General features: G+C 68.8%; 24 protein-coding genes. 8 read left to right on the top strand and 16 right to left on the bottom strand.

Translation table 11 applies throughout. The features are described 5' to 3' along the window. The coding region (locus AC07PA_RS12030) for a histone (RefSeq protein WP_494655375.1) at positions 1-373 on the top strand (373 nt) is incomplete at its 5' end. 318 nt (positions 374-691) lie between these two features. Here the strand turns inward: AC07PA_RS12030 and AC07PA_RS12025 are convergent. The 7 genes from AC07PA_RS12025 to AC07PA_RS11995 form a co-directional block, all read right to left on the bottom strand. Next, positions 692-1,588 carry a carbohydrate kinase family protein gene (locus AC07PA_RS12025; RefSeq protein WP_007861126.1) on the bottom strand — a complete coding sequence of 299 codons (897 nt, stop codon included), beginning with the start codon at positions 1,586-1,588 and terminating at the stop codon, positions 692-694. A gap of 56 nt (positions 1,589-1,644) precedes the next feature. Continuing rightward, on the bottom strand, positions 1,645-3,417 hold the full coding sequence (locus tag AC07PA_RS12020; RefSeq protein ID WP_494605607.1) for a zinc-ribbon and DUF3426 domain-containing protein: 1,773 nt from the start codon (positions 3,415-3,417) through the stop codon (positions 1,645-1,647). Positions 3,418-3,463: 46 nt separating this feature from the next. Beyond that, on the bottom strand, positions 3,464-4,363 hold the full coding sequence (gene prmA, locus AC07PA_RS12015; RefSeq protein ID WP_007861130.1) for a 50S ribosomal protein L11 methyltransferase: 900 nt from the start codon (positions 4,361-4,363) through the stop codon (positions 3,464-3,466). A gap of 82 nt (positions 4,364-4,445) precedes the next feature. Continuing rightward, positions 4,446-5,795, bottom strand: coding sequence for an acetyl-CoA carboxylase biotin carboxylase subunit (accC, locus tag AC07PA_RS12010; RefSeq protein WP_007861132.1), 1,350 nt, complete (start codon positions 5,793-5,795; stop codon positions 4,446-4,448). Positions 5,796-5,802: 7 nt separating this feature from the next. Continuing rightward, a complete protein-coding gene (accB, locus tag AC07PA_RS12005) occupies positions 5,803-6,258 on the bottom strand; it encodes an acetyl-CoA carboxylase biotin carboxyl carrier protein (protein ID WP_007861134.1) in 456 nt (151 codons plus the stop codon). Positions 6,259-6,405: 147 nt separating this feature from the next. Beyond that, complete coding sequence (locus tag AC07PA_RS12000; protein ID WP_494605604.1) at positions 6,406-6,984, bottom strand: TlpA family protein disulfide reductase; 579 nt, start codon at positions 6,982-6,984, stop codon at positions 6,406-6,408. Next, positions 6,981-7,586 (bottom strand): hypothetical protein, encoded by a 606-nt coding sequence (locus AC07PA_RS11995; RefSeq protein ID WP_035206350.1) that lies wholly within the window; start codon positions 7,584-7,586, stop codon positions 6,981-6,983. The genes AC07PA_RS12000 and AC07PA_RS11995 overlap by 4 nt, the downstream gene beginning before the upstream one ends. Before the next feature lie 183 nt (positions 7,587-7,769). Between AC07PA_RS11995 and mpl the strand changes: the two genes are divergently transcribed. Next, on the top strand, positions 7,770-9,191 hold the full coding sequence (mpl, locus tag AC07PA_RS11990; protein WP_494605601.1) for a UDP-N-acetylmuramate:L-alanyl-gamma-D-glutamyl-meso-diaminopimelate ligase: 1,422 nt from the start codon (positions 7,770-7,772) through the stop codon (positions 9,189-9,191). A 3-nt stretch (positions 9,192-9,194) separates the two neighbouring features. On the opposite strand, the gene AC07PA_RS11985 is transcribed toward mpl, so the two are convergent. From AC07PA_RS11985 to AC07PA_RS11955, 7 genes are all read right to left on the bottom strand, one after another. Continuing rightward, on the bottom strand, positions 9,195-9,506 hold the full coding sequence (locus tag AC07PA_RS11985) for a hypothetical protein (protein ID WP_007861138.1): 312 nt from the start codon (positions 9,504-9,506) through the stop codon (positions 9,195-9,197). A gap of 99 nt (positions 9,507-9,605) precedes the next feature. Then, complete coding sequence (locus AC07PA_RS11980) at positions 9,606-10,727, bottom strand: 3-deoxy-7-phosphoheptulonate synthase (protein ID WP_494605599.1); 1,122 nt, start codon at positions 10,725-10,727, stop codon at positions 9,606-9,608. 291 nt (positions 10,728-11,018) lie between these two features. Then, complete coding sequence (locus AC07PA_RS11975; RefSeq protein WP_007861145.1) at positions 11,019-11,555, bottom strand: hypothetical protein; 537 nt, start codon at positions 11,553-11,555, stop codon at positions 11,019-11,021. 339 nt (positions 11,556-11,894) lie between these two features. After that, positions 11,895-13,379, bottom strand: coding sequence for a metalloprotease TldD (gene tldD / locus AC07PA_RS11970; RefSeq protein ID WP_494605596.1), 1,485 nt, complete (start codon positions 13,377-13,379; stop codon positions 11,895-11,897). 181 nt (positions 13,380-13,560) lie between these two features. After that, the gene (locus AC07PA_RS11965; protein WP_007854175.1) at positions 13,561-13,896 is read right to left on the bottom strand and encodes a YegP family protein; all 336 of its coding nucleotides are present in this window, start codon (positions 13,894-13,896) and stop codon (positions 13,561-13,563) included. A gap of 102 nt (positions 13,897-13,998) precedes the next feature. Further along, entirely contained in the window at positions 13,999-15,177 is a 1,179-nt protein-coding gene (rodA, locus tag AC07PA_RS11960) for a rod shape-determining protein RodA (RefSeq protein ID WP_007854173.1), read from the bottom strand. A gap of 47 nt (positions 15,178-15,224) precedes the next feature. After that, the gene (locus tag AC07PA_RS11955) at positions 15,225-17,585 is read right to left on the bottom strand and encodes an HDOD domain-containing protein (protein WP_494605593.1); all 2,361 of its coding nucleotides are present in this window, start codon (positions 17,583-17,585) and stop codon (positions 15,225-15,227) included. 138 nt (positions 17,586-17,723) lie between these two features. On the opposite strand from AC07PA_RS11955, the gene AC07PA_RS11950 reads away from it, so the two are divergent. After that, the gene (locus tag AC07PA_RS11950) at positions 17,724-18,308 is read left to right on the top strand and encodes a YqiA/YcfP family alpha/beta fold hydrolase (RefSeq protein WP_494605591.1); all 585 of its coding nucleotides are present in this window, start codon (positions 17,724-17,726) and stop codon (positions 18,306-18,308) included. Here AC07PA_RS11950 and AC07PA_RS11945 read toward each other — a convergent pair. Then, the gene (locus AC07PA_RS11945) at positions 18,291-19,877 is read right to left on the bottom strand and encodes a PglL family O-oligosaccharyltransferase (protein WP_494605589.1); all 1,587 of its coding nucleotides are present in this window, start codon (positions 19,875-19,877) and stop codon (positions 18,291-18,293) included. The two genes, AC07PA_RS11950 and AC07PA_RS11945, sit on opposite strands and share 18 nt — an antisense overlap. A gap of 135 nt (positions 19,878-20,012) precedes the next feature. On the opposite strand from AC07PA_RS11945, the gene AC07PA_RS11940 reads away from it, so the two are divergent. The 5 genes from AC07PA_RS11940 to mtgA are packed head-to-tail and all read left to right on the top strand — an operon-like array spanning position 20,013 to position 25,223. Beyond that, positions 20,013-20,579 carry a pilin gene (locus AC07PA_RS11940; RefSeq protein ID WP_108016302.1) on the top strand — a complete coding sequence of 189 codons (567 nt, stop codon included), beginning with the start codon at positions 20,013-20,015 and terminating at the stop codon, positions 20,577-20,579. Positions 20,580-20,624: 45 nt separating this feature from the next. Then, positions 20,625-22,697 carry a ribonuclease catalytic domain-containing protein gene (locus AC07PA_RS11935; RefSeq protein WP_494605587.1) on the top strand — a complete coding sequence of 691 codons (2,073 nt, stop codon included), beginning with the start codon at positions 20,625-20,627 and terminating at the stop codon, positions 22,695-22,697. After that, complete coding sequence (locus tag AC07PA_RS11930; RefSeq protein WP_007854157.1) at positions 22,694-23,554, top strand: energy transducer TonB; 861 nt, start codon at positions 22,694-22,696, stop codon at positions 23,552-23,554. The genes AC07PA_RS11935 and AC07PA_RS11930 overlap by 4 nt, the downstream gene beginning before the upstream one ends. A gap of 50 nt (positions 23,555-23,604) precedes the next feature. Further along, positions 23,605-24,462, top strand: a complete 858-nt coding sequence (gene aroE, locus AC07PA_RS11925; RefSeq protein ID WP_494605585.1) for a shikimate dehydrogenase — start codon at positions 23,605-23,607, stop codon at positions 24,460-24,462. Positions 24,463-24,488: 26 nt separating this feature from the next. Next, positions 24,489-25,223: a monofunctional biosynthetic peptidoglycan transglycosylase gene (mtgA, locus tag AC07PA_RS11920; protein WP_494605583.1), complete on the top strand. Its 735-nt coding sequence runs from the start codon at positions 24,489-24,491 to the stop codon at positions 25,221-25,223. A 3-nt stretch (positions 25,224-25,226) separates the two neighbouring features. Here the strand turns inward: mtgA and AC07PA_RS11915 are convergent, their stop codons facing one another. Then, complete coding sequence (locus AC07PA_RS11915) at positions 25,227-26,642, bottom strand: cytochrome P450 (RefSeq protein ID WP_494605581.1); 1,416 nt, start codon at positions 26,640-26,642, stop codon at positions 25,227-25,229. Positions 26,643-26,699: the final 57 nt, after the last annotated feature.

Raw genomic sequence — 26,699 nt, 5'->3', positions numbered from 1 at the left:
GGCAGCAGCACCAGCCAAGAAGGCCGCTCCCGCCAAGAAGGCAGCAGCACCAGCCAAGAAGGCCGCTCCCGCCAAGAAGGCAGCAGCACCAGCCAAGAAGGCCGCTCCCGCCAAGAAGGCAGCAGCACCTGCCAAGAAGGCTGCCGCTCCTGCCAAGAAGGCAGCTGCGCCCAGCAAGAAGGCTGCCGCTCCTGCCAAGAAGGCCGTAGCCGCCAAGAAGGCCGCCCCTGCACCCGCCAAAAAGGCAGCTCCTGCCAAGAAAGCGGCCAAGGCCCCAGCCCCTGCGCCAGCTGCAGCCGCAGCCGCTCCCGCAGCGCAGACCACGCTGAACCCTCAGGCAGCATGGCCCTTCCCCACGGGCACCAAGCCGTAAGTCTCTGGCTTACGCGCTTCGCGCTCAACCCGGTGCTTCGGCACCGGGTTTTTTTATGCCCGAACGGAAAGCACAGGATGCGCCTCCTGCACCGTGCGTGGCACCGGCACAGCGACGCAATCCATCAGGCATCCATTGCACTGCGCGCCACCCGCGGCGCATGAAACTGGTGCGCCATGGCCAGTGCCCCCCGCGCAAGGGCCGCCCCGCCGCATATGCGGCGCTTCGCTTGCGTGCGCTGGGGGCCGTCCCCCCCCAGATTGCGAAGCAAACTGAGAGAGGCGTGAAGGCGCGCAGCGCCTCCGGGGGCACTTCAACTCACGCGGGCTGGAAGTCCAGCGTGTAGCTTTGCGGACCGCGCTGCGCGATCTTGAGGGCTCCGACCCGGTTGCCCAGTTCCGCACACTTCACCAACGACCAGCCGCGCTCCAGGCCGAACAGCAGCGCACCGCGCCAGGCATCGCCGCAACCCGTGGGGTCCACGACAGCGGCCGGCACCACGGCGGGCACCAGCGTCTTCTCGCCCTTGACCCATACCTCGCAGCCCTCGCCACCCAGCGTCACCACCAGGCCGTCGACGCGCTGCGAGATCTCGGCCAGGCTCCAGCCCGTGCGTTCGCTGAGCATCTTGCCTTCGTAGTCATTGACGGTGACCCAGGTGGCCTGTTCGATGAAGCGCGAGAGCTCGGCGCCGTTGAACATGGGCAGGCCCTGGCCAGGATCGAAGACAAAGGGAACACCGGCCGCCACCAGCTGCGCCGAATGTTCGAGCATGGCATCGCGGCCATCGGGCGCGATGATGGCCAGGCGGATGCCATCGCCGGACTCGATGCGGTTGGCATGGGCCTGCATCATGGCGCCGGGGTGGAAGGCCGTGATCTGGTTGTTGTCGCGGTCGGTCATGATCATGGCCTGGGCGGTGTGGACGTCTTCCACCTGGCCCACGAAGCGCCGGCTGATGCCCAGGGTGTCCAGGCGCTGCAGGTAATCGGCACCATCGCTGCCCAGCATGGCCATGGGCAGGGGCTCGCCGCCCAGCAGCTTCAGGCTGTAGGCGATGTTGCCGGCGCAGCCGCCGAAGTCGCGGCGCAGCGAGGGCACGAGGAAAGACACGTTGAGGATGTGCAGCTGCTCGGGCAGGATCTGCTCGGCAAAACGGCCCTCGAAGGTCATGATGGTGTCGAACGCCAGGGAACCGCAGATGAGGGCAGCCATAGTAGGAAGAAGGTAGAGAGAGGGTTGGAGGAAGGAAAGGCCCCTGTCCGGCGGGATCAGGGATAGAAGGTCATCACCCGGTAGCCCGACACCCGCGAGGCGGCCGAGGTCACCACCACCGAGACCGAGGTGCTCCACTCGCCGCGCGCCGCCAGCTCGACCGGCGCTGCGAGGTCGGCCGGCAGCAGCACGCGCCGCAGCACAGGCTGGTCCTGGGCGTCGGTGAGCGTCAACTCCACCGCTGGCATTTCCAGCGGTATCTCGGCACGGCTCTTGACGGTGAGCGCCAGCACATAGCCATCGCCGCGCGCCTTGTTGAAGGACGAGCTGTCGATCACCAGGTCGGCAATCTGGCGCTGGGGGGCCAGCGCGCAACCCACATGCGCGCACAGCTGCTGCAGCCAGGGCCGCGAGCGGCTGTCCATCGCGGCGATGCGGTTGCGCTCGTGCACGGCGACCTGCAGGGCCAGCACCCCGAGCAGGAGAACCAGCACCAGCGCCAGCACGCTGCGCACCAGCGGCCGGCGCCAGAAGGCCTTGCGCCGCGCAGCCCGCACGAAGCTCACTTCCTCGGCACCGGAATGGCCGGCCGGCAGCTCGTCGTCTTCGTCGGCGTCCAGGGCCGCCGCCGCTGCAGGCCCGCGCGCGCCGCTGGCAACATCAGGTCGGGCGGGTGCCGATGCCGGAAAGACCGGATCGGGCATCAGCTCGAAATCCGCATCGGCGGGAAAGGGCGTCACGGAGTCGGAAAACCCGCTGGTGGACGATGGCGAAGCCACGGGCGTGCGCCGTGGCCCAGGTTCGGGCACCGCGTCGACATGGCCGAACAGCGGCACGCCGTCATCGTGGTCGTCGTCCTCTTCGTCCGGCACCAGGAAATCGCGCTGCGCCGCCGGGACGGCCGGCGGCAGGTCCAGGGACGGATAGGCACCCCCATCGCCCGGGCCCTCGGGCAGGGACATGATCTCCGTGTCCGGGCCATCGTCGCCGTAGCCGTCACGATCGACCGCAGGCAGGGAATCGGAAAAATCCGCCACCGGCAGTTCGTAGCCGGCAGGCAGCGCCATGCCCTCGGCGGCCGGATCCACCACCTCCCTGGGCCGTGCCGCCGGGCTCGCCACCGGGGCCAGGTCGGCCAGCAGCGAGGCGGCCAGGCCGGGCAGCACACGGCTCTCCTCGCGCGGCGGCGGGGGGACGAACGCGGCGGCGGCAGCAGCAGGCGGCACCGCCGCCGCGGGTGGCGTGGCGGGTACCGGGGGCGCCAGCGGCGCAACCGGCACCACAGGAGCCAGCGGCACAAGGGGGGCCAGGGGCGCCAGCGGCACCGGGGCACGCCAGCCAAAGGTCTGCAAGGGCTCCAGGCTCAGCCCATCGGCACCGGGTGCCACCGCGGGCGGGCGCGTGGCCGACAGGAACGCCGGAACCGTGGGGGCGGGGATATCGAACGCCTCGCCGACCCGGGCGCCGGAGGAGCCCGCCGCAGACGCAGCAGGGGCCACGGGCGAAGGCATGGCCGGCACCGGCGCCGGGACAGGTGCCGCTGGCTGGGCCACGGCACGGCCCGCAGCAGGCCGGGGCGCGGGCGGGTCGAACACGCCCCAGGCGCCCCGCTCTTCGGCGGGCCGGGACACGACCACGGGTGGTGGGCGCGTGTCGGTGAGCGACACGTCGGGCAGCATCGGCGGAGGCGGCGCAGCCACCAGGTAGGCCGCCGCATCGAACACCTCCTTGCACTGCCCGCAGCGCACCCAGCCTTCGGAAATGCGCAACTGGTCGGCGACCACCTTGAATTGGGTCGCGCAGGCCGGGCAGCGTGTGATCTGGCTCATCTGCGGTCGATTGTAGGGTGCGGCATGTACCGCCCCGCACCTGGCATCAGCGCGATGCCGTCATGAGGATCCAGCCGTCCTCGGTGTCCGCCACCTCGAGCTTCACCCAGGGTGCGTAGGCCTCCTTGAGCTCGTCCGCCTGACGGGCCAGGATGCCGGCCAGCACCAGGTGGCCGCCGGGCGCCACGTGGTTGCACAGCAGGGGCGCCAGCACGCGCAGCGGCGTGGCCAGGATGTTGGCCAGCACGGTATGGTACTGGCCGCTGGCCTTGTCGGGCAGGCCGGCGCGCAGTTGCACGCCATTGGCCTGCGCATTCAAGACCGTCGATTCGACCGCCGCCGTGTCGATGTCCACCGCATCGATGTCGGTGGCACCGAACTTGGCCGTGCCGATGGCCAAGATGCCCGAGCCGCAACCGTAGTCGAGCACGCGGCCGAAGGCGGCTGCGCCCTCGCCAGTTGCGCCCTTGCGGGCGATCCAGCGCAGGCACATGCGCGTCGTGGGGTGGGTGCCGGTGCCGAAGGCCAGGCCCGGGTCCAGACGGATGCTGCGCACGGCCGCGGCCGGCAGCTCGTGCCAGGTGGGCACGATCCAGAAATCGGGCGTGATGTCCACGGGCGCGAACTGCGACTGGGTGAGCCGCACCCAGTCCTGGTCGGCCACCTCGGCCACGCCCAGCACCTGGCAACCCTCGAAGAAGTCCTGCACCGACAGCAGTTGCTGCGCCTCGACAGCGGCCTCGCGCGTGGGGAACAGGGCCACCACACGGCTGCGCTGCCAGCCATCCTTGGGTGGCGGCATGCCGGGCTCGCCGAACAGGGCCTGCTCGGCATCGGTCTGCGCGTCGGCATCTTCGACCGAGACGCTGAGCGCGTCCAGCGCGTCCAGCGCGTCACTGACCGGCTCGATCCGGTCTTCGGGGCACATCAGCATCAGCTCGAACATGGGCACAGGCCTCTCAGAAAAAATGAAATGCCGGCCCCCGTTGCCAGGGGCCAGCATGTGGATCAAACGACGGGAAGGCCGCTCAACGTTTGTGTTGGGACAGCCACTCTTCCAGGTAGTGGATGTTGGTGCCGCCGGCCATGAACTTGGCGTCCACCATCAGCTCGCGGTGCAGCGGCACATTGGTGTTGATGCCTTCGATCACGGTCTCCGACAGCGCCGTGCGCATGCGCGCCAGCGCCTGTTCGCGCGTATCGGCGTGCACGATGATCTTGCCGATCATCGAGTCGTAGTTCGGCGGCACGAAGTAGTTGGTGTAGGCATGCGAGTCCACGCGCACACCGGGCCCGCCCGGTGGATGCCAGGTGGTGATGCGCCCTGGTGAGGGGGTGAACTTGTATGCATCTTCCGCGTTGATGCGGCACTCGATGGCATGGCCCCGGATCTCGATCTGGCGCTGGGTGAAGGGCAGCTTCTCGCCGGCGGCGACCATGATCTGCGTGCGCACGATATCCACGCCCGTGATCCATTCGGTCACCGGGTGCTCCACCTGCACGCGCGTGTTCATCTCGATGAAGTAGAACTCGCCGTTTTCGTAGAGGAACTCGAAGGTGCCCGCACCGCGGTAGCCGATCTTCTTGCACGCAGCAACGCAGCGCTCGCCGATCTTCTCGATCAGCTTGCGCGGGATGCCCGGGGCCGGCGCCTCCTCGATCACCTTCTGGTGGCGCCGCTGCATGGAGCAGTCGCGCTCGCCCAGGTAGACCGCATTGCGGTGCTTGTCGGCCAGGATCTGGATCTCGATGTGGCGCGGATTCTGGAGGAACTTCTCCATGTACACCGCAGGATTGCCGAACGCAGCCCCGGCCTCGGCCTTGGTCATCTGCACGGCATTGACCAGCGCGGCCTCGGTGTGCACCACGCGCATGCCGCGGCCACCACCGCCGCCGGCGGCCTTGATGATCACGGGATAGCCCACGGCCTTGGCGATGCGGCGGATCTGCACCGGGTCTTCGGGCAGCTCGCCCTCGGAGCCGGGCACGCAGGGCACGCCCGCACGGATCATGGCCTGCTTGGCCGAGACCTTGTCGCCCATGATGCGGATCGACTCGGGCGTGGGGCCGATGAACTGGAAGCCGCTCTTTTCCACGCGCTCGGCGAAGTCGGCGTTCTCGGACAGGAAGCCGTAGCCGGGGTGGATGGCTTCGGCATCGGTCACTTCGGCGGCCGAGATGATGGCCGGCATGTTGAGGTAGGACAGGGGCGAGGGCGCGGGGCCGATGCACACCGCCTCTTCGGCCAGCTTGACGTACTTGGCGTCGCGGTCGGCCTCGGAATAGACCATCACGGCCTTCACGCCCAGCTCATGGCAGGCGCGCTGGATCCGCAAGGCGATCTCGCCCCGGTTGGCAACAAGGATCTTCTTGAACATGCGCGCCTTATTCGATCACGAACAGCGGTTGTCCGTATTCCACGGCCTGGCCGTTCTCGCCCAGGATGCGGGTGACCGTGCCCGACTTGTCGGCCTCGATCTCGTTGAGGATCTTCATGGCCTCGATGATGCAGATGGTCTCGCCTTCCTTGACCTGGCTGCCGATCTCGACGAAGGCCTTGGCGCCGGGGCTGGACGAACGGTAGAAGGTGCCGACCATGGGCGACTTGACCACATGGCCTGCGGGCGCGGCCGGGGCCGGCGCGGGCAGTTCGGCCACGGGGGCGGCTGCAGCCTGGGCAGGGGCGGGAGCCTGCTGCATCGGCGCTGGTACATACTGCTGGACCACGGCGCCGCCGCTCTTGACGATACGGACCTTGCCCTCGGCTTCCGTGATTTCGAGTTCGGACACATTCGACTCGGAGACGAGGTCGATGAGGGTTTTGAGTTTTCGCAGATCCATGAAAGCTCCAACGGCTAAAAACTGAACAGGGCGCGAATTTACTCCAAATTCGGCCTATGCCCGTCTTTGGGCCACAATTTTGATGAACGCCAGAGCGTCGAAGGGCCATTCAGGCCTGGAATAAAGGGCCTCGAAGGCCCGCCCCGCCTAGCGCAGGGCCGACCACTGCTGCAGATCCTGCGCCGTGACCTGGCCCATTTTACGGTGCAGCACCCGGCCTTCCCCGCCCAGCACCACCGTGAAAGGCAGGCCGCCGGTGAGGTTTCCGAGCGAGCGACCCAGGTCGGTGCCCTGCATGCCGGCCAGTCCGACGGGGAATTCCAGCGGTAGCCTGGCCAGGAACTTGCGCACCGAAGACGGCTGATCGATGGCCAGGGCCACCACCTGCCAGCCTTTGGGCGCCTGTTCGCGGTAGAAGGCATTGAGCATGGGGAGCTCTTCGACGCAGGGAGCGCACCAGGTGGCCCAGAAGTTGATGAGCAGCGGCTTGCCCAGGAAGCGCTGCAGCGCCAGGGTGGCCCCGTCCGGCGTCTCGAACTCCAGGGCCCACAGGGCCTTTTCGGCCCCACTGTCCATGGCATGGGGCTGGAACTTCCACCACGCCACGCCTGCGCCGCCCACGGCGGCCGCGCCGGCCACGCCCGCATACAGCCAGCGGCGGCGGGCAGGATCGGCGGGAGTGGCGGAGGCTGCGGGCTGGGATATCTCGGGAGCGGGGGTCGTCATGGAGCAGGGGATTCCGTATCTTGGAGCAGGTGGCGCACGGCCGTGATGTCACCGCGGGGGGAGCGCCCCTTGGCATCGGGCCGCAGCGCACCGCGCAGGTCATCGAGGTCGTAGATCAGCAGATGGACCCCGATGATCTCACCCAGTTCCGGCGATTTGCTGCCCAGGCTCAGCGCCTCGACCGATTCGCCATGGAAGCCGGACACCGTGCGCGGTTCATAGTCCACATGGTGGTCGATGAGCGCAATTTCGGCCGACTTGGAGTCATCGCAGAACAACTGCAGGTAAATATCCGACAGGCGCGTGGCCGTGCCATGCCACACGGCGCCACCCAGGTGGGGCCTGAAAGCCGCCATGCGCTCCATCCAGACCAGGGCCAGCTGGCGCAAAGCACGCAGCTCGCGTGGCTGGGTATCGGCGCAGAACAGGGCAATGTACTCGCGCACGGCCTCCTCCACCTGGTCGTTGCCGGGCAGTGCCGTGCGGGCAGGCAAGCCCATTTCGCGCAGCGCACGGCGCTTGGCGGGGCCCCACTCCATCCCTTCCTCGACGACGATGCGGGCGGTGGTATTGGCGATTTCGGCACTCAGAGGTGTGTTCATGGCGCAAACCAGGCAGTGGAGGCTCCATTGTGGCGCGAACGCGCTTTCGGGGTCGTCCACATGCCCCCACAGCAGCGCTGCCCACAGGGCCATGGCGCTCGCAGGACTATCAATTTCATAGCTCCCCAGGCAGGCCGCCCCTGCTGCGCGAGGCCCCTGGTTTGAAAAGTAGAATCGTCGACCATGCATATACACATACTGGGCATCTGCGGCACCTTCATGGGCGGCCTCGCGGCCCTGGCCCGCGAAGCGGGCCACCGGGTCACAGGCTGCGACGCGGGCGTCTACCCCCCCATGAGCGACCAGTTGCGCGCCCTGGGGATCGAGCTGATCGAAGGCTTCGGCCCGGAGCAGCTGGGCCTGGAACCCGACATGTTCGTGGTCGGCAATGTGGTCAGCCGGGTGCGACTGGCCGATGGCACGCCCAAATTTCCGCTGATGGAGGCCATCCTGGAGGCCGGCCTGCCCTATACCAGCGGCCCCCAGTGGCTGGCCGAGCAGGTGCTGCAGGGCCGGCATGTGCTGGCCGTGGCCGGCACGCACGGCAAGACCACCACCACCTCGATGCTGGCCTGGATACTGGAGAGCGCAGGCCAGCAGCCCGGTTTCCTGATCGGCGGGGTGCCGCTGAACTTCGGCGTCTCGGCACGCCTGGGCGCGGCCGCACGGCCGCACGCCGGTGACGGGGCGCTGGGCACCAGCCCGCTGTTCGTGATCGAGGCCGACGAGTACGACACGGCCTTCTTCGACAAGCGCAGCAAGTTCGTGCACTACCGGCCACGCACGGCGGTGCTGAACAACCTGGAGTTCGACCACGCCGACATCTTCGACGACCTGGCCGCCATCGAGCGCCAGTTCCACCACCTGGTGCGCACCGTGCCGCCCTCGGGCCGCGTGGTGGTCAACGGGCTGGAGGAAAGCCTGGCGCGCGTGCTGCACGCCGGCTGCTGGAGCAGCGTGAGCAGCTTCGGCACGGCGGTGGGGGATTTCTCGGCCGTGGGCGAGCCCCATGCCTTCGACGTGGTGCAGCAGGGCCGCACCGTGGCGCGCGTGGAGTGGCCGCTGACCGGCGTGCACAACCAGCTCAATGCACTGGCCGCCATCGCCGCCGCCCACCACGTGGGCGTGGCGCCCGAACAGGCAGCGCGGGCATTGGGTCAGTTCCAGAACGTCAAGCGCCGCATGGAACTGCGCGGCACGGTGAACGGCATCGCGGTGTACGACGATTTCGCCCACCACCCGACGGCGCTGCGCACCACGCTCGACGGCCTGCGCCGCAGCCTCCCGGCCGGCGCGCGCATCCTGGCGGTGTTCGAGCCGCGCAGCAACACCATGAAGCTCGGCGCCATGAAGAGCCAGTTGCCCTGGGCACTGGAGCCCGCTGACCTGGCCTTCTGCCACACTGCCGGGCTGGACTGGGACGCGGCCGAGGCCCTCGCCCCCCTGGGCGTGGGGCCGGGTCAGCGGGCGCAGACCGCCCCCGACATCGACACGCTGGTGGCCCAGGTCAGTGCCGCGGCACGCCCCGGCGACCACATCGTGTGCATGAGCAACGGCGGCTTTGGCGGCGTGCACGCACGCCTGTTGCAGGCGCTGGCCCAATAGGAATCAGAAGGTCACGGCCATTGCAGGGACGTCGACCCGCACCACGGGGCGGGCAAGTGCCGCACTGGCGGCGCGTGCGAAATCGCGCGACCACTGCACATCACCCATCAGCGGGCTGCCGGCGGCCTGGGCCACGGTGAGCACCTTGTCGGCCAGCAGCACCTTGCCGCTGGCGCGCAGGGGCTCGCAGTCGAGGCTGGTGAACTGGTCGTCCAGCCAGCGGCGCCCTTCCTCATGGGTCATGGGCTCGGCGCTCGCGAGGTCGAAACGGAATTCCTGGTTGCCCGCCAGGCGGACGGAGACTTCGCTGTGCATGGGGTGCCTTTCTTGTAAGCGGAGGTGGAAGACCCCGCCGCCGCACAGGGTCAGCGCACGGGGCCCTCCATGGCCAGAAGCTTACACGCAGGCCGATGCTCAAGCGGCCCTGCGGGCTTGCACGGCAGCGGAAAGGTCGGCCAGCGATTGCAGCGAATCGTCCCAGCCCAGGCAGGCGTCGGTGATGCTCAGGCCATAGGTCAGCGCCGCGGCATCGTCCTTGCCGGGCGTGAACTTCTGCGCGCCGGCCGTGAGGTGGCTCTCGATCATCAGGCCGAAGACGCTGCGCGAGCCGCCTGCGATCTGGCCGGCCACGTCGCGCGCCACGTCCATCTGCTTTTGGTGCTGCTTGCTGCTGTTGGCATGGCTGCAGTCGACCATCAGGGTGGCGGGCAGCTTGGCGGCTTCGAGGTCCTTGCAGGCCGCGGCCACGCTCTCGGCGTCGTAGTTGGGGGCCTTGCCACCGCGCAGGATGACGTGGCAGTCCTTGTTGCCATTGGTGTTGACGATGGCGACCTGGCCGTTCTTGTGCACCGACAGGAAGTGGTGGCCGCGGCTGGCCGACTGGATGGCATCGGTGGCGATGCGGATGTTGCCGTCCGTGCCATTCTTGAAGCCGATGGGGGCCGAAAGCCCCGAGGCCAGCTCGCGGTGCACCTGGCTTTCGGTGGTGCGCGCACCGATGGCGCCCCAGGAGATCAGGTCGCCGATGTACTGGGGCGAGATCACGTCCAGGAACTCGCTGCCCGCGGGCATGCCCAGGCGGTTGATGTCGATCAGCAGCTGGCGTGCTATGCGCAGGCCCTCGTCGATGCGGTAGGTCTCGTCGAGGTAGGGGTCGTTGATCAGGCCCTTCCAGCCCACCGTGGTGCGCGGCTTCTCGAAGTAGACGCGCATCACGATCTCCAGCGTGTCCTTGTACTGCTCGCGCGCCACCTTGAGGCGGCGCGCGTATTCGAGCGCCGCCACTGGATCGTGGATGGAGCAGGGACCGATGATGACCAGCAGGCGGTCGTCCTCGCCGGCCATGATGTTCTGGATGTTCCTGCGGGTCTGGGTGATCAGCGATTCCACCGGCGTGCCGCTGATGGGGAAAAAGCGGATCAGGTGCTCTGGAGGGGGCAACACGGTGATGTCCTTGATACGTTCGTCGTCGGTCTGGCTGGTTTTCTCGACGCTGCGGTACCAGGCATCGCTGGTGGGGTTGGCATGGGCCGTCATGTTGTCTTCCTCGTGGGCTGCAAAGTGGATGGAAATGGGGAGGGCAGAAAAACAAAAACCGCCGGGCTTTGCAGCGTCGGCGGTTGGTATGGTGAGGTTGTGTGTGCTTGCGCGTTCGCCTCTCATCCGCCGGGGACTGAGATAAAAAACCAAAAATAAAACGCGCTGCGAACTTGCATGGCAATCAATGTAGCACAGTCTTGCCGCATTGCAACAACCCCCAGGCGTTGCGAAGACGCAACGCCATGGCGGCTTGCAAGGCAATCCTGGGCGGCAAAGGAGCCGAGAAAATCAGCTGCGCAAGCGCCGCAGCCAGGCGGCCGCGCGCTGCAATGCCGAACGCGGGGGCGGTGGCTCGCTGGGCAACTCGCTCACCGGCTCGCTCTGGTGCTCGTACATGTCCACCAGCAGCAAGGCCTCTCCCAGGGTGCGCCAGGCGAGCAGCTCGAACTGGTCGAAGCAGGCGCTTTCGCGCGTGTTGCGCTGCTCCAGCGCCTGCTGCCAGGCGGTGATGGCATTGCGCAGCTCGCGCAAGGCCCGCTGGTAGGCACCGAACTCGTAGAGCGCATGCCAGGCCGAGCCCAGGCCGGTGAGGAACAGCTGGTGCTCGCGCGCGCAGTGCGAAAGCCCCACCACCCGGCGCGTGATGGCCGCCGTGTCGGTGCTGGTGCGGCGCGTGCGCACCGCCTCGTCGATGTGGGTGGACAGGCCGCTCAGGCTGTCGCGCAGCTGGCGCGAATCCTCATCGGCCACGCTCTCGCGCAAAAAACGGCTGATGTCGCCAAACGACTGAAGTGTGTGCTGCAGACTGGGGCGCGTGGCAGGCATGCCGAGATTGTGCGCCGCCCAGGCCCCATGCGGCTACGTGCAAGCCCCAGGCACACCATTTGGCAGGTGAAGACCGGCCAATTGCGGGCAATGGGCAGCGCGAATGGTGTGGCTACGCAACAATTGGCGAGGCGGCCGTAAGACCTCCGGGGCCTCGCCTTCGCTTGCGCCAGGCATCGTTCACAGCCTCTGAACCAGCGCGGCCCAGGCCAGCGCCCCCGCGCAAGGGCCGCCCCGCCGCGAAGACGGCATATCCAGCGCTTGCGCTGGGGGCGTCCCCCTCCCGACTCGCGCAGCGAGTCGAGAGAGGGGGAAGGCGCGAAGCGACTCAGGGGGTGCTTAAGCTGTTCCGCCGACCGTCAGGCCTTCGATGCGCAGCGTGGGCTGGCCCACGCCCACGGGCACGCTCTGGCCTTCCTTGCCGCAGGTGCCCACGCCGCTGTCGAGGCGCATGTCGTTGCCGATCAGGGTCACTTTCTTGAGCGATTCGGGGCCGCTGCCGATGATGGTCGCGCCCTTCACGGGGTACTGGATCTTGCCGTTCTCGACCCAGTAGGCTTCGCTGGCCGAGAACACGAACTTGCCCGAGGTGATGTCCACCTGGCCGCCACCGAAGTTGGAGGCGTACAGCCCCTTCTTGATGCTGGCGATGATCTCCTGGGGATCCTTGTCGCCGCCGAGCATGTAGGTATTGGTCATGCGCGGCATGGGGATGTGGGCATAGCTCTCGCGCCGGCCGTTGCCGGTGGGCGCCACGCCCATCAGGCGCGCGTTCATCGAATCCTGGATGTAGCCCTTCAGGATGCCGTCTTCGATCAGCACGTTGCGCTGGCTGGCGTTGCCCTCGTCGTCCACGTTGAGCGAGCCGCGGCGGTCGGCAATGGTGCCGTCGTCCAGCACCGTGACCCCCTTGGCCGCCACGCGCTGGCCCACCCGGCCGCTGAAGGCGGACGAGCCCTTGCGGTTGAAGTCGCCCTCGAGCCCGTGGCCGATGGCCTCGTGCAACAGGATGCCGGGCCAGCCCGAGCCGAGCACCACCGTCATCTCGCCCGCAGGCGCGGGGCGCGATTCGAGGTTGACCAGGGCCGCGTTCACGGCCTCGTCCACGTACTGGCCCATCTGCTCGTCGTCGAAATAGGCCAGCCCGAAGCGGCCACCGCCGCCGGCGGAGCCCATTTCGCGGCGGCCGTTCTGCTCGGCGATCACCGTGACCGACAGGCGCACCAGCGGGCGCACATCGGCGGCCAGGGTGCCATCGGCACGCGCCACCAGCACCACGTCATACTCGCTGGCCAGGCCGGCCATGACCTGGGCCACGCGCGGGTCCTTGGCGCGGGCGCGCTTTTCCAGGCGTTCGAGCAGGGCCACCTTGGCCGTGCTGTCGAGGGTGGCGATGGGGTCCACGCCGGGGTACAGGCTGCGGCTGGTGGCGATTTTCTGCGACGCCACCTTCACCCGCCCGGCCTGCGACGCCGCGCCGATGGTGCGCACCGTGCGCGCGGCATCCAGCAGCGAGGCCTCGGAAATGTCGTCGGAGTAGGCGAACGCCGTCTTCTCGCCGCTCACGGCGCGCACGCCCACGCCCTGGTCGATGCTGAACGAGCCGGTCTTGACGATGCCTTCCTCCAGGCTCCAGCCCTCGCTGCGCGTGTACTGGAAGTACAGGTCCGCATCGTCCACCTGGTGCGTGCGGATCTCGGCCAGCGCCCGGGCCAGGTGGCTTTCATCCAGGCCAAAGGGTGCCAGAAGCAGTTGCCGGGCAACGTCGATGCGCTGGGTGGTGGACGCACGCTGTGGCGCGGCAGTAGAGGAGCTGAAGGTCATGCGGCCATTTTAGGCGCGCGGGCAGGCCCCGTGCGGCGCAGGGGCACCCGCCGGGCCTGCAGGGCGGTGCGCGGGCTCATACGGATTTGCATTCGACCGTACAGATAGGCGGGAGCCGCAGACAGTGCTGTAGCACGGCAAGGCGAACCAACGACGCTATACGGTTGAAGGCAAAACCGTATCAGGCGCTCTGGTCGTCGGCCACCGCGTCGGGTGCGTGGGCCTTGACCGATTCGATCCCCGCTTCGCGCGCCTTCTCGCCCGAGTAGCGCTGGCTCTGGCCGATGACCTGGCCGTTGCCGGCCTTGAGGGTGAAGTAGGGAGAGCCGTCCTTGGCGCACAGCCGGCCGTAGCGGCCATCATCGGCCGCATTCTTGCGCACGGATTCGATGCCATTCAGGGCACTGGCCCGGGATTCGTACAGCTCGCTCGTGAGGATCACCTGGCCGTTGGAGGCCAGCAGGTTGAAGACGAACTTGTCGTTCCTGGACTTCTTGAGCTCGAACTTGGACGCCATGGGAGCACCTCCGTGGGATTGTCGAAAAGCCGCTGTGACCGGCAGTTGTAACCCCAAGCGCCCGCCGTGGCAATGGCGCAAGCACCCGCTCCCGTCTGCCGGCTATGCCTGCATGGCGGGCGGCGCATTCTTGGGGTCCGCGCGCTGGGCGCGCGCCACCGACATCAGGATTCCCAGGGCCAGCCCGAGCGTGACCATGGCCGTGCCGCCATAGCTGACGAAGGGCAGGGGCACCCCCACCACCGGCAGGATGCCGCTGACCATGCCCATGTTCACGAAGGCATAGGTGAAGAAGATCATGGACACGGCGCCGGCCATCAGGCGCCCGAACAGGCTCGTGGCGCCCACGGCGATGGCCAGGCCGCGCCAGACCAGGAGCAGGAAGCAGGTGATCAGGAACAGGTTGCCCGCCAGGCCGAACTCCTCGGAAAACGCCGCGAAGATGAAGTCGGTGGTGCGCTCGGGAATGAACTCCAGGTGGGTCTGGGTGCCGGCCATGAAGCCCTTGCCGAACATGCCGCCCGAGCCGATGGCAATCATGCCCTGGATGATGTGAAAGCCCTTGCCCAATGGATCGCGCGTAGGGTCCAGCAGGGTGCAGATGCGCTGCTGCTGGTAGTCGTGCAGCACAGGCCAGCGCACCCCGTCGGCGCACCACGGGTCGCCCATGACCACCAGGATGGCGATGCCGATGCCGCCGATCAGCACCGGCGGCAGCACCAGCTTCCAGGGCAGGCCGGCAAAGAAGATCACCGACAGGCCGGCCGCCAGCACCAGCAGCGAGGTACCCAGGTCGGGCTGCTTCATGATCAGGCCCACCGGAATCGCCAGCAGCAGCCCGGCCGCGGCGAAATCGAGCGGCCGCAGGGTGCCCTCGCGCTTCTGGAACCACCAGGCCAGCATCAGCGGCATGGCGATCTTGAGGATTTCGCTGGGCTGGATCACGATGCCCAGGTTCACCCAGCGCTGCGCGCCCTTCTTGGTGATGCCGAACAGCGCCACCGCCACCAGCAGCGCCACGCCGGCGGCATACAGCGGCACGGCGAACACCATGATCTTCTGGGGCGGCACCTGGGCCACCACGAACAGGATGGCGCAGGCGATGAGCATGTTGCGCCCATGGTCCATGAAGCGCGTGCCATGGTCGTAGCCCGAGGAGTACATGGCCAGCAGGCCGGCACCCGCGAGCAGCAGGATGATCAGCACCAGGGGCAGATCGAAACCGCGGAACAGGGGAAGAAAGCGCTGGGCAAAGGAGGGCTTGTCAAAAACGGCGGCCATCCCCCGATTATCGGCTGGCGGCCAGGGGCCGGGCCGGGGAATGCGCCTCACCCTGCCTGGCGGAAGGCCATCACGGCCTGGTTGCGCAGGGTGCGCAGCAAGCCCAGGGCCTTGTCGTCCACCACGATGCCACCGGCCTCCGACTGGTCGGCATAGATCAGCGCGAAGGTCTGGCCCTTCATCTGCAGCGGCAGCAGCAGGAAGGACGGTGCGTTGAGCCCCGTGCGGTACCACTCGGGCAGGCGCGCCTTGATGCGCGGATCGGTGGCATCATTGATCAGCGTGTCCGCCGCGCGCAGGCAGACGGCCGCGAACAGGTCGCCCGGCACCTTGAGCGGCACCCGCATGGCGCGCACGGCGGCCTCGCTGCCCTCACCCAGGCCGAAGCGGCCCACCAGCACCTCGGTGCGCGCATCACGCAGGCAGAACACCATGCGCCGGAAACCCAGTGCCCGGAACATGGTCTCCAGGATCATGCGCAGCACGTCGTTGAGCGCAAAGGTGTCCACCATGGCATTGGTCACGTCCTGCACCCCCGCGGCCAGCACCTCGTTGACCTGGGCCACCGAGACAGCGCCCCCTGCCTGCGAGGCCAGCACCGCCGGCAGTGGCGGCGCCTCTCCCGCGCCGAGTTCATGGGGCGCCAGCGCGTCTTCCGGCATGGCGGCGGCCCCGTCCTCGTTCGACGGGGGCAGCTGCAGCAGGCGCGCGGCGGGCGTGCCCGGTGGCACCCGCAACTCCAGGGTCTCGGCCAGCGACACCAGCTTGTGGCGCGCGCGCAACGTGGCCTCGGCAATGGCCGCAGGTGCCAGGGCCAGGGTGCGGCTGTAACGGGTGCCCACGCCCTGCAGGCGCTCGTCGAGCCGGGCCGGATCGCTGTGCAACAGGATGTCGGCCACCTCGTTGGCGGCCAGCGCCACCCAGCGCAGGCGCTCCACGCCCTGCTCGGGCGGGCGCGCCGTGGGCGAGCCCAGGGGCTTGCGCATGCAGCGCTGCAGGCTCTCGGGCAGACCCCAGACGCGGGCCACCCCGGTACCCAGGTCCTCGAAACCCAGGCCCAGCACCTGCATGGCAGCGGCTTCCTCCCCGCCCTCGAGCCGGCCGCCGGCCACCAGGTCGCGCACCTGCTGCGCCTCTTCGGGGAAGTAAAAGCTGCACAGCATGCGCCCCAGGTTCTGGAACATGGCGCCGATGAAGGCCTCCTCGGCCCCCTGCCCCGGCCCGCACAGCTCGGCCGCCACCGAGCCGGCCATCATGGAGCGCAGGAACTCTTCGCGCATCTGCTCGGCATGGGCCTTGTCCTGCATGTGGTCGAGCAGCACCAGGCTCATGGCCATGTTGCGCACGGCGTTGAATCCCACCAGGCTCACTGCGCGCGAGACCGTGCTGATGGTGCCGCGCCCCGCGTGGGCATAGTGCACGCTGTTGACCAGGCGCAACAGCTTGTGGGTCAGCGCCACGTCCTTGAGGATCTCGTGCGTGAGGTCGCTGATGCTGTCGTCCTCCGAATGGGCCACGCGCTGGATGCGCGTCACCGAGTCGGAGAGGGCCGGGAAATCGCTCTTGTGGCGCATGCGCCGCAGCAGGAAGTCGAGCGTGGCATTGCTGGCGGCCGTCGGTGCGCTCACAGGCGCGGCCCAGGCGCGCAGGGCATCGCGCAGCTCGCTCGCGCCGGCGAAGGGGGCCGCGCCATCCTGGCCCAGGGCGCGCTGCAGCAGCGTGCGCAGGCCTTCGTCCAGGGTATCGGCGAGCACGATCGGCAGGGCGCGCCCCGCCCCCGCGGCCCCCACCCAGGGGCTGCCGGTCAGCAGGTGCACCAGCACCTGGGCGGCCGAGCGCACGTCGCCGGCCACGCTGGCCTCGGCCTGTCCGTCGCCGAACGCCGGAGCGTGCCAGCCAAGGCCCAGCAGCCGGGCGTGGCGCTGCGGGTCCATGGCGACATGCTCCAGGTCCACCCGGCCGTGCACCAAGTCCGAGCCGTGTGCGGCCTCCAGCGCGTCAAGCACATCGATCACCAGCGCCACGGCATCGTGCGGCGTGCAGCGACCCTGGCGGGCCAGGTGCTCGGCCAGCGTGGGGCCCGGCGCCTGCTCGTGCACGATGTAGGGCTGGCGCGAGAGGACGTCGGCCTCGAGCACGGGCACGATGAAGGCATGGTTCAGACGGGTGGCACGCTCGGCGGATTCCAGCCAGCGCTCGAGCTCCGCCGCGGCGTGCGGCGGTGCCACCGCCCACTGCCGGATGGTGACCGGGCGCTTGCCGCGCCGGTCCAGCGCCCGCCACTGGGTGAACTGCCCGTTGGCCACCAGTACCTGCTGCAGCTCGAACCGCCCCTGGGGCGCAGGCACCCGGTCCCCGACCACCCAGGCGGAGCGGCGGGCGGGGGAAAGCGGCGCAAAATCGGTCATGGTCGGGAGAATCAGTGCTGGGCGTGGTACCGCAGGCTGCGAAATACACTTTGCAACATCTTATGCCTGTGCAAGGCCTGCCAAGGCAGTGATTCCCCTGCCCCAAAAGCCTGTTACGTTTTTCTGGTCGCCCGCTCCATGAACCGCACCACCCACCTTCTGTACCTGCACGGTTTCCGCTCTTCCCCGCAATCGGCCAAGGCGCGGCAGATGGCTGCCCATGTGGCGGCCGAGCACCCCGGCGTGCATTTCTGGTGCCCGCAACTGCCGCCTTCACCCCGCGAGGCCATGGCCCTGGTGGCCGGCACGGTGGCGCACTGGCCCCGGGCATCGAGTGCGGTGGTGGGGTCCTCGCTGGGGGGCTTCTATGCCAGCTGGGTGGCGCAGCAGCTCTCCTGCCCGAGCGTCATGCTCAACCCGGCCGTGGACCCGGCGCGCGACCTGGCGCGCTACATCGGAGAGCAGACCAGCTGGCACGACCCGGCGGAGCGCTTCTTCTTCCTGCCCGAGTACATCACCGAGCTGCAGGCACTGGACGTGCGCGGCCAGCCGCCCGCAGGCCCCGAGCTGGCCATCATCGCCAAGGGCGACGAGGTGCTGGACTGGCGCGAGATGGTGGCGCGCTACCCGGCCGCGCAGCAGGAGGTGCTGGAAGGCGGCGACCATGCGCTCAGCGGCTTCGAGGTGCACCTGCCCCGGGTGGCCTCATTCCTGCGGCTGTGATTCCGAGGCGCGCGAAGCCGGCGGCACCTTGTTCAGCCAGCGCGCATGGTCCTTGGGGTAGGCGATGCGGTAGCGGCGCAGCTGGTACGCCGCCTCGGCGTCCTGGCCGAGCATGACCGCGCTGTCGATGCGCCGCTCGATCACGCGGGGTTCGGGCGAGTAGTGCAGCAACTGGCCGGACAGCATGAACACCTCCTGCGCCGTGGCCGGGGTCAGCCCGATGGAGGGCAGGCGGGCGAAGTCCACCTGGTCCTGGAACAGCAGGGACGGCGCCGTCGTGGCCGGCGCCATGTCGCGGTAGGCCGGATCGCGCTTGTCGGGCACCTTGTAGAGCTGGCTGATGCGGTGGTAGTCGTTCGCCACCCAGACCAGGAGCACGGCACCGGCGACCAGGGCGATGCCGGCTGCGCCCAGTACCGCCGCGGAGGGGGGCCGCGGCGCGCCGCGGCGCGGCCACAGCAGCGCCACGGCCCCCAGGGCCGCCAGCTGGAAGGGCCCGTACCAGAGCGGGAACTCCAGCATGCTGTGCGCGCCGATGAGGGCCAGGATGCCCCAGGCCAGCTGGCGCACGGGGTCGGTCTCGCTCCAGGGCCGAGCCCGCAGGATGAACGCCAGCGCCGCGCCGCACAGCAGCACGGCCGCCGGCAGGCCCAGCTCCACGGCCAGGTGCAGGGGCAGGTTGTGGGCATTGTCCAGCAGCACGCAAAAACGTTCGCCGGGGAACAGGGTGGTGTAGTGCGCGTAGTCGAGTTCGTTCCAGCCCCAACCCGTCCAGGGCTTCTGCGCGATCAGGGTGAGCACGTTGGACCAGAGCACGCGGCGGCTGGTGCACTGGTGGGAATCCCCGGAGAAACGGTTGAACAGGCCCTCGGCCTGAACACCGCTGAAGCTGTGCAGCGCCAGCGGCAGCAGCCAGGCCGCCGCAATGTAGAGCACCACCCCACCCAGCGCCACGGCGATCGCCATGCGACCGAGCGAGCGGCGCCACCACAGCAGCAGCACCACGATGACCAGCCACTGCACGGCGCCGGTGCGCGAGGAGGTGGCGGCGCTGGCCAGGGCCAGCACGGTCAATGCCATGCCGAAGGCCAGGCCCACCAGGCTCTCGGGAAGCGGCAACTCCCGGGGGCGCCCATCGCCTTGTGCGCGGGCATGCCACTGCGCCACCGCCCAGGCCAGCGCCCAGGCCCCCAGCGCCACCAGCGTGGCCTGCTGGTTGCGCTGGCGCAGGTTGCCCACCGCCTGGCCGGGGGTGGAGGCATTGATCCAGGGCGCCAGACCCACATCGCCCCCGAAGTACTGCACGAGGCAGATCACGCCCCCCACGACCGCGGCCAGCAGCAGCCCCAGTGCCAGCCAGGTGGCTGCCGTGGTGCCGCCAACGCGCAGGTCCGGGTGGCGGCGCGAGCGCAGTGCGCGCAGCCATGCCAGCGCCGCCAGCAGCGTGATGCACGACCACGAGGCCAGCAGCGGCCAGACATTGGTGGACGGAGGGCTGGTGATGGAGAACAGGAAGGGCAGGGCCACTGCCAGCAAAGTCAGCGGTGCGGCAATGGCAGCGATCGGCATCGGGGAGGCGGGCGAGGGGCGGGTTGCACGGTGAAGGAAGCCGCGAATCATAGAGCCCCGCCCCGTGGCGCGCCGGCCACACGGCGAGTGCGGGCCCAGGGGCCGGGACGCCAGCCCTTATATTCAGCCCCATCGATGCCTCCTGCAGCCCCGCCCTCACCGGCGTGCACCACCGACATGACCCACCCGCAGCACACAGCCTTTTCGCTCCCCCTTCACCCGCGGGGCTTCACGATGATCGAGATGATGATGGTCGTCGCCGTCGTCGCCGTGCTGGCCCTGATGGCCCTGCCCTCGTACCAGGACCGGGTGCTGCGCACCCAGGTGAAGGAGGGCCAGGCCATGGTGGAGTTCGTCAAGCAGGCCGTGGCCGTGCACTACGCGCTCAAGAAAACCATGCCCGCCGACAATGCCGCCGCCGGCCTGCCGCCCGAGGACCGCATCGTCAGCACCAACGTGGCCAAGGTCACCGTGGCCGGCGGGGCGGTGAACATCGTCTATGGCAACAAGGCCAACAAGGCCATCGCGGGCAAGGTCCTGACCCTGCGGCCGGCCATCGTGCCGGATTTCCCCCAGGTGCCCATTGCCTGGGTCTGCGGCAAGGCCAAGGTACCGGACAAGATGACCGCCCAGGGCCCGGACGCCACCAACATTCCGGCCATTGCCACCCCCCTGGACTGCATGGGCCTGGCAAAGTCCTGATACCGCCGCAAGAGACGCCCAGGCACCCATGGGACAATGCCGTCCATGCACGCATTGTTTGAAGAAGCCGGCAAGTTCATGGCCGGCCGTATCCTGTCCGAGGCCGAGAGCTCGGCCCAAGTCGAGCTCGATTCGGGCAAGCGGGTCAAGGTCAAGGCCGCCAACGTCCTGTTGAAGTTCGAGAAACCCGCCCCGGCCGAGCTGGTGGCCCAGGCGCAGGCCGTGGCCGAAACCATCGAGCTGGACCTGGCCTGGGAGTTCGCGCCCGAGGACGATTTCGGCTTTGCCGACCTGGCGCGCGACTATTTCTCCGAGAACGCCACGCTGGTCCAGCAGGCCGGTGCGCTGTTCCGCCTGTACGAGGCGCCGCATTACTTCCGCCGCGCGGGCAAGGGCCGCTTCAAGAAGGCGCCGGCCGAGATCCTGCAGCAGGCGCTGGCCGCCATCGAGAAGAAAAAGGCCGTGCTGGCCCAGATCGACGAATGGGCCGCGGCCCTGGGCCGGGGGGAATGCCCCCAGCCCATCCGCGACCAGCTCTACAAGATATTGTTCAAGCCCGACAAGAACGCGCCCGAGTACAAGGCCGTGGTCGAGGCCAGCCGCGCCACGCACACCGCCCCGCTGGACCTGCTGCAAAAGGCCGGTGCCATCGACTCGGCCTACCAGTTCCACTGGAAGCGCTTTCTGTTCGAGAACTTCCCCAAGGGCACGGGTTTCCCGAACCTGGCGGCCCCCCAGCCACCGGACGACCTGCCGCTGGCCAGTGTGCAGGCCTATTCGATCGATGACTCGCAGACCACGGAAATCGACGATGCGCTCTCGGTCCAGGGCCTGGGCACGGGCACCGTGGTGCTGGGCATCCACATCGCAGCGCCCGGCCTGGCCGTGCAGCCGGGCAGCGCCATCGACCAGGTCGGTCGCGCGCGCCTGTCCACGGTCTACATGCCGGGCTACAAGATCACCATGCTGCCCGACGAGGTCGTGCAGATCTACACGCTGGACGAAGGCCGCGCCAACCCGGCCGTGTCGCTGTACGTGACCATCAACGAGACCACGCTGGAGATCCTGTCCACCGAAACCCGCCTGGAGCGCGTGCCGGTGGCAGCCAACCTGCGCCACGACCAGCTCGACCACATCGTGACCGAGGCCTGGCTGACCGACCCCAGCGTGCAGGTGGAGGGCACGCCCGCGGAGCTGGCCGTGCGGCGCGGCGAGCTGTCCTTCCTGTTCCGCCTGGCCCAGAGCCTCAAGGCGCAGCGCGAGGTGGTGCGCGGCAAGCCCGAGAACTTCAACCGGCCGGACTACAACTTCCGCCTGGTGGGCAACGACCGCGGCGAGCCCAATGGCTCGGAGCAGGTGCAGATCACCACGCGCCGGCGCGGCGCGCCGCTGGACCTGATCGTGGCCGAGGCTGCCATCGTGGCCAACAGCACCTGGGGCGCCTGGATGGCCGAGCTCGGCGTGCCCGGCATCTACCGCAGCCAGGCCAGCATGGCCCCGGGCGTGAAGGTGCGCATGGGCACCAAGGCGCTGCCCCACGCCGGCATCGGCGTGAAATGCTATTCCTGGGCGACCTCGCCGCTGCGCCGCTACACCGACCTGGTCAACCAGTGGCAGATCATCGCCTGCGCGCGCCACGGCAAGACGGCGGCACTGGCCGCGCCGTTCAAGCCCAAGGATGCGGACCTGTTCTCCATCATCAGCAGCTTCGATGGGGCCTACAGCGCCTACAACGGCTACCAGGCCGGCATGGAACGCTTCTGGACCCTGAAGTACGTGCAGCAGCACGGCCTCACCGAGCTGACCGCCACGGTCTTCAAGGAAGGCCCGGGCGGCAGCTTCCTGGTACGGGCGGACGACATTCCGCTGGTGTTCCCGGTGCTGGGTGCCCAGAACCTGCCGCGCGGGGCCCGCCTGCGCGTGAAGCTTGGCGAGATCGACGAGATCACGCTCGACATCCATGGCACGGTGCTGGAACGCCTCGATAGCGACACTGCCGAGACCGGTGCCGACGAGGCAGCGGAGGAGGATGACGACACCGTGGCCGGCCCGATCGCCATCGCGGTGGATGTGAACGAAGCCGAAGCGCCCGCGAGCGCTGATAATCTGACGCCGTGAAACTGCCTGCCTTCCTCCGCACCTTCAGCACGCTGCAGCTTGCGCTCGGCGTATCGATCGCCGTGCATGCGGCGCTCATCACCGTGCGCTTCATCGACCCGGAGGGCTTCAACCGCGTGTTCCAGGACACGCCTCTCGAAGTCATCCTGGTGAATGCCAAGTCCAACGAGCGGCCGGAGAAAGCCCAGGCCATCGCCCAGTCCAACCTGGCCGGCGGCGGCGATGCGGAAAAAGGCCGGGCCACCAGCCCCCTGCCCTACTCGGCACTGACCGCAATGGGGGACGATTTCGAGGAAGCCCAGCGCAAGATGGATGCGATGCAGGAGCAGCAGACCCAGCTGCTCACGCAGCTGCGCAAGCAACTAGCCAGCATGCCACCACCCGACCCGCGCAAGCCCAGCCAGAGCGCCGAACAGTCGGCGCAGGACGAGAAGCGCCGCCAACTGGTCAAGCTGCTGGCCGAGATCGAAAAGCGCATCAACGAAGAGAACTCGCGGCCCAAGAAGCGCTACATCAGCCCTGCCACGCGCGAAGAGGCCTATGCGATCTACTACGACGCGCTGCGCCGCAAGGTCGAGGACAAGGGCACCGAAAACTTCCCCGAGCAGGCCGGCAGGAAGCTCTATGGCGAGCTGACGATGATCGTCACCGTGAACCACGACGGCCGCGTGCTCGAAACCGAGATCGTCCAGGGTTCGGGCAATGCCACGCTGGACCGCCGCGCCGAGGCCATCGCCCGCGCTGCCGGCCCATTTGGCAGCTTCAATACGGAGATGCGCGCCAAGGCCGACCAGATCGCCATGGTGGCGCGCTTTCGCTTCACCCGCGACCAGACGCTGGAAACCACCGTCCGCTGAATCCCGCGCGACGCCCTGGCAGAAGCGCCCCACCCCTTGCATTGTTTGAGATGAGCCAAGCCACCGATCTGTACTGCGTGATGGGCAACCCGGTGGCGCACAGCCGCTCGCCCGCCATCCACGCGCGCTTTGCCGAGCTGACCGGTGAGCACCTGGTCTACGAGCGGCGCCTGGTGGCGCTCGATGGCTTTGCAGAGGGCGTGCACGACTTCGCGGCCCAGGGCGGGCGCGGCTGCAATGTCACCGTGCCGTTCAAGACCGAGGCGCCGCTGCTGGCCACGCATTGCAGCGAGCGCGTACAGCTCGCGGGTGCGGCCAATACCCTCGCTTTCCGGCCGGAAGGCAGCATCCACTGCGACAACACCGACGGCCTGGGCCTGGTGGCCGACATCACGCGCAATGCCGGCGTGGCCCTGCAGGGTGCCAGCGTGCTGCTGGTGGGCGCCGGAGGCGCCGCAGCCGGCGTGCTCGGACCGCTGCTGCAAGCGGGTGCACGCCACATCACCATTGCCAACCGCACCCTGGCCAAGGCCCAGGCGCTGGTGCAGTCGCACCAGGCCCTGGCCAAAGAGCTGGGTGCGCAGCTCGCGGCCAGCACGCTGGCTGCCGTGCCCGGCGACTTCGACGTGGTCATCAATGCCACGGCCAGCAGCCTGGCCGGCGATGCAGTGCCCGTGGCGGCCAGCGTGCTGCGCCCGGGCAGCCTGGCCTACGACATGATGTACGGCCCCGCGGCCCAGGGCTTCCTCGACTGGGCGGCCGCGCAAGGCGCGGTGCCGCGCGACGGCCTGGGCATGCTCGTGGAACAGGCGGCCGAGGCCTTCGCCTTCTGGCGCGGCGTGCGCCCGCCCTCGGCCCAGGTGCTGGCCGAACTGCAGGCGCAACTGGCGCTGCAGCCCCAGCACTGAACCCTGGCCAGGAAAAGAACCCGCACATGAAAGCCGTGCTGCGCTGGCTGGGCCTGGTGGTGTTCGCCGCCCTGGCGCTGCAGCTGTTCTTCGTGCTGCGCATCGCGGCCATGGTGGTGGTGAATCCCGAATCCACCAGCTTCCAGCGCTCCGAGGCCTGGGTGCAGGTGGCCGCCAACGGCCACGTGCGCTGGCGCCAGCAGTGGATGTCCTATGGCGAAATATCGGACCACCTGAAGCGCGCCGTGATCGCCTCCGAGGACGACGGCTTCGCGAACCACGATGGCGTGGACTGGGCCGCCATCGAGAAGGCCTGGGAGCGCAACGCCAAGGCCGAAGCCCAGGCCGCCAAGGCCCAGACCCGCGCGCCCGACCGGCCCCAGCGCGCGCCCAAGATCCGCGGCGGCTCCACCATCACCCAGCAACTGGCCAAGAACCTGCTGCTCTCGGGCGAGCGCACCCTGCTGCGCAAGGGCCAGGAGTTCGTGCTCACGCTGCTGCTCGAGCAGCTGCTGAGCAAGGAACGCATCCTGGAGATCTACCTCAACAGCGTGGAGTGGGGCGAAGGCGTGTTCGGCGCCGAGGCCGCGGCCCAGCACTACTTTCGCAAGAGCGCCAACCGCCTGGCCCCGGGCGAGGCGGCCCGCCTGGCCGTGATGCTGCCGGCGCCCAAGCGCTTCGAGAAAACGCCGGGATCGGCCTACCTGGCCGGGCGCACGCGCACGATATTGGCGCGCATGAACAGCGCGGAGCTGCCGTGAGCTTCAAGCGCGCCGGCTGAGCAGCAACTGCACCGGCTGCTCCGGCCGCAGGGTCACGTGCAGTTGCGGCCGCAGCGGCGCTGCCCCCTCGGGCACCCGCAAGGCATAGCGCTGCAGCAGCATGGCGGCCAGCAGCACCATCTCCAGCATCGCGAAGTGCTGGCCGATGCACACGCGCGGACCCAGGCCAAAAGGAATCCAAGCCCCGCGGGGTATGTCGGGAGCCCCCTCGACGAAACGATCGGGCAGGAAGCACTCGGGCTGCGCGAACCAGCGCGCATCGCGGTGCAGCACCCAGGGGGTGATGCGCAGCAAGGCCCCCTGGGGCACGGCCACACCGCCCAGCGTGATGGGGGCCGTGGTGCGCCGGCTCATCACCGCCGCGACGGGCGGGTACAGGCGGATGGCTTCCTTCAGGGTGGCCGAGAGCCAGGGCAGTTGCGCCAGGTGCTCCGGGCCCGGCACATGGCCCTGCAGCACGGCATCCACTTCAGCCTGTGCACGCTGCGCAGCCCCGGGGTGTTCGGCCATCAGCCGGCTCCACCACAGCAGCGCGGTGGCGCTGGTCTCGTGCCCGGCCTGGAAACTGACCATGCACTGGTCGAACACCTCCTGCGGCGACAGGGCCTCGCCCGTGGCCTCGTCGCGCAGCGCCAGCAGCATCTGCAGCAGGTCGGTGCGCTCCGCCGTGCCCGCCAGCCCCTGCTGCGCCTGGCGCCGATCGATGTGGCGCTGCACCAGCCCCCGCAGCAGGCGCAGCGCGCGGCGCTTGGCGGCCTTGCCGGGCAGGGGCAGCCAGTCGGGCAGGGTGAAGGGCATGAACATCTCCGAGAACGCCGTGGCCGACAGGGCCTGCGTGGCCCAGGCGGCGTCGCGTGCGTCCTCCTTGGCCGACTCGCCGAACAGGGTGCGCAGAATCACGTCCATGGCCACACCCGACCACAGCCCGTCCATGCCCACCAGGGCCTCGGCCTGGCCGGTCGGCACGGCAGCGTCCAGAGCGGCCTGCGCGGCGCCGGTCATCAGCTGCGCATAGCCTGCCACCCGCCTGGGCGCAAAGGCCGGCATCAGCATGCGGCGCTGCCGCTGCCAGGTACCGCCCTCGGTCACCAGCACGCTCTGGCCGAAGACCTGCGCGAACACCTCGATGCCACGTTCCCAGCGCACCAGGTGGTCGGCATGGGTGACCAGGGCCTCGCGCACGAGGTCGGGGGACATGAGATCCCACGCGTCCTCGTTGACCAGGCGCATGCGCGTGAGGTCGCCATGCTCGCGCTGCAGCCGCGTGACAAAGCCCAGGTAGTCGGCGCGCATGGCGCGCAGCAGCGGCAGGCCCCACCAGCGTGATGAGGGGCCCGATGGCTGCGGGACGGGTGGGGCGGCGGCATGCGCCAGGTCGTTGGCAAGGGTCGTGTTCATGCCCGCATGGTGGTGCGCACCGCACCGCGCTGTATTGAACGATTGCGACACCACGGC

It is taken from the genome of Acidovorax sp. GW821-FHT09B03, from assembly GCF_059418305.1.
The sequence above is the reverse complement of the archived record's forward strand: the minus strand, read 5'-3'. Positions and strand labels throughout refer to the sequence as shown.

Bases quoted from the DNA above. Each gene is read 5' to 3' on its own strand.
- AC07PA_RS12000 (WP_494605604.1), bottom strand. From the start codon at position 6,984: ATGACGACCCCCGCTCCCGAGATATCCCAGCCCGCAGCCTCCGCCACT.
- aroE (WP_494605585.1), top strand. From the start codon at position 23,605: ATGAGCCAAGCCACCGATCTGTACTGCGTGATGGGCAACCCGGTGGCG.
- AC07PA_RS12025 (WP_007861126.1), bottom strand. From the start codon at position 1,588: ATGGCTGCCCTCATCTGCGGTTCCCTGGCGTTCGACACCATCATGACC.
- AC07PA_RS11935 (WP_494605587.1), top strand. From the start codon at position 20,625: ATGCACGCATTGTTTGAAGAAGCCGGCAAGTTCATGGCCGGCCGTATC.
- AC07PA_RS11965 (WP_007854175.1), bottom strand. From the start codon at position 13,896: ATGGCGTCCAAGTTCGAGCTCAAGAAGTCCAGGAACGACAAGTTCGTC.
- prmA (WP_007861130.1), bottom strand. From the start codon at position 4,363: ATGTTCGAGCTGATGCTGATGTGCCCCGAAGACCGGATCGAGCCGGTC.
- accC (WP_007861132.1), bottom strand. From the start codon at position 5,795: ATGTTCAAGAAGATCCTTGTTGCCAACCGGGGCGAGATCGCCTTGCGG.
- AC07PA_RS11995 (WP_035206350.1), bottom strand. From the start codon at position 7,586: ATGAACACACCTCTGAGTGCCGAAATCGCCAATACCACCGCCCGCATC.
- AC07PA_RS11950 (WP_494605591.1), top strand. From the start codon at position 17,724: ATGAACCGCACCACCCACCTTCTGTACCTGCACGGTTTCCGCTCTTCC.
- AC07PA_RS11985 (WP_007861138.1), bottom strand. From the start codon at position 9,506: ATGCACAGCGAAGTCTCCGTCCGCCTGGCGGGCAACCAGGAATTCCGT.
- tldD (WP_494605596.1), bottom strand. From the start codon at position 13,379: ATGACCTTCAGCTCCTCTACTGCCGCGCCACAGCGTGCGTCCACCACC.
- AC07PA_RS12020 (WP_494605607.1), bottom strand. From the start codon at position 3,417: ATGAGCCAGATCACACGCTGCCCGGCCTGCGCGACCCAATTCAAGGTG.
- AC07PA_RS11945 (WP_494605589.1), bottom strand. From the start codon at position 19,877: ATGCCGATCGCTGCCATTGCCGCACCGCTGACTTTGCTGGCAGTGGCC.
- accB (WP_007861134.1), bottom strand. From the start codon at position 6,258: ATGGATCTGCGAAAACTCAAAACCCTCATCGACCTCGTCTCCGAGTCG.
- AC07PA_RS11980 (WP_494605599.1), bottom strand. From the start codon at position 10,727: ATGACGGCCCATGCCAACCCCACCAGCGATGCCTGGTACCGCAGCGTC.
- mtgA (WP_494605583.1), top strand. From the start codon at position 24,489: ATGAAAGCCGTGCTGCGCTGGCTGGGCCTGGTGGTGTTCGCCGCCCTG.
- AC07PA_RS11975 (WP_007861145.1), bottom strand. From the start codon at position 11,555: ATGCCTGCCACGCGCCCCAGTCTGCAGCACACACTTCAGTCGTTTGGC.
- rodA (WP_007854173.1), bottom strand. From the start codon at position 15,177: ATGGCCGCCGTTTTTGACAAGCCCTCCTTTGCCCAGCGCTTTCTTCCC.
- AC07PA_RS11955 (WP_494605593.1), bottom strand. From the start codon at position 17,585: ATGACCGATTTTGCGCCGCTTTCCCCCGCCCGCCGCTCCGCCTGGGTG.
- AC07PA_RS11915 (WP_494605581.1), bottom strand. From the start codon at position 26,642: ATGAACACGACCCTTGCCAACGACCTGGCGCATGCCGCCGCCCCACCC.
- AC07PA_RS11940 (WP_108016302.1), top strand. From the start codon at position 20,013: ATGCCTCCTGCAGCCCCGCCCTCACCGGCGTGCACCACCGACATGACC.
- mpl (WP_494605601.1), top strand. From the start codon at position 7,770: ATGCATATACACATACTGGGCATCTGCGGCACCTTCATGGGCGGCCTC.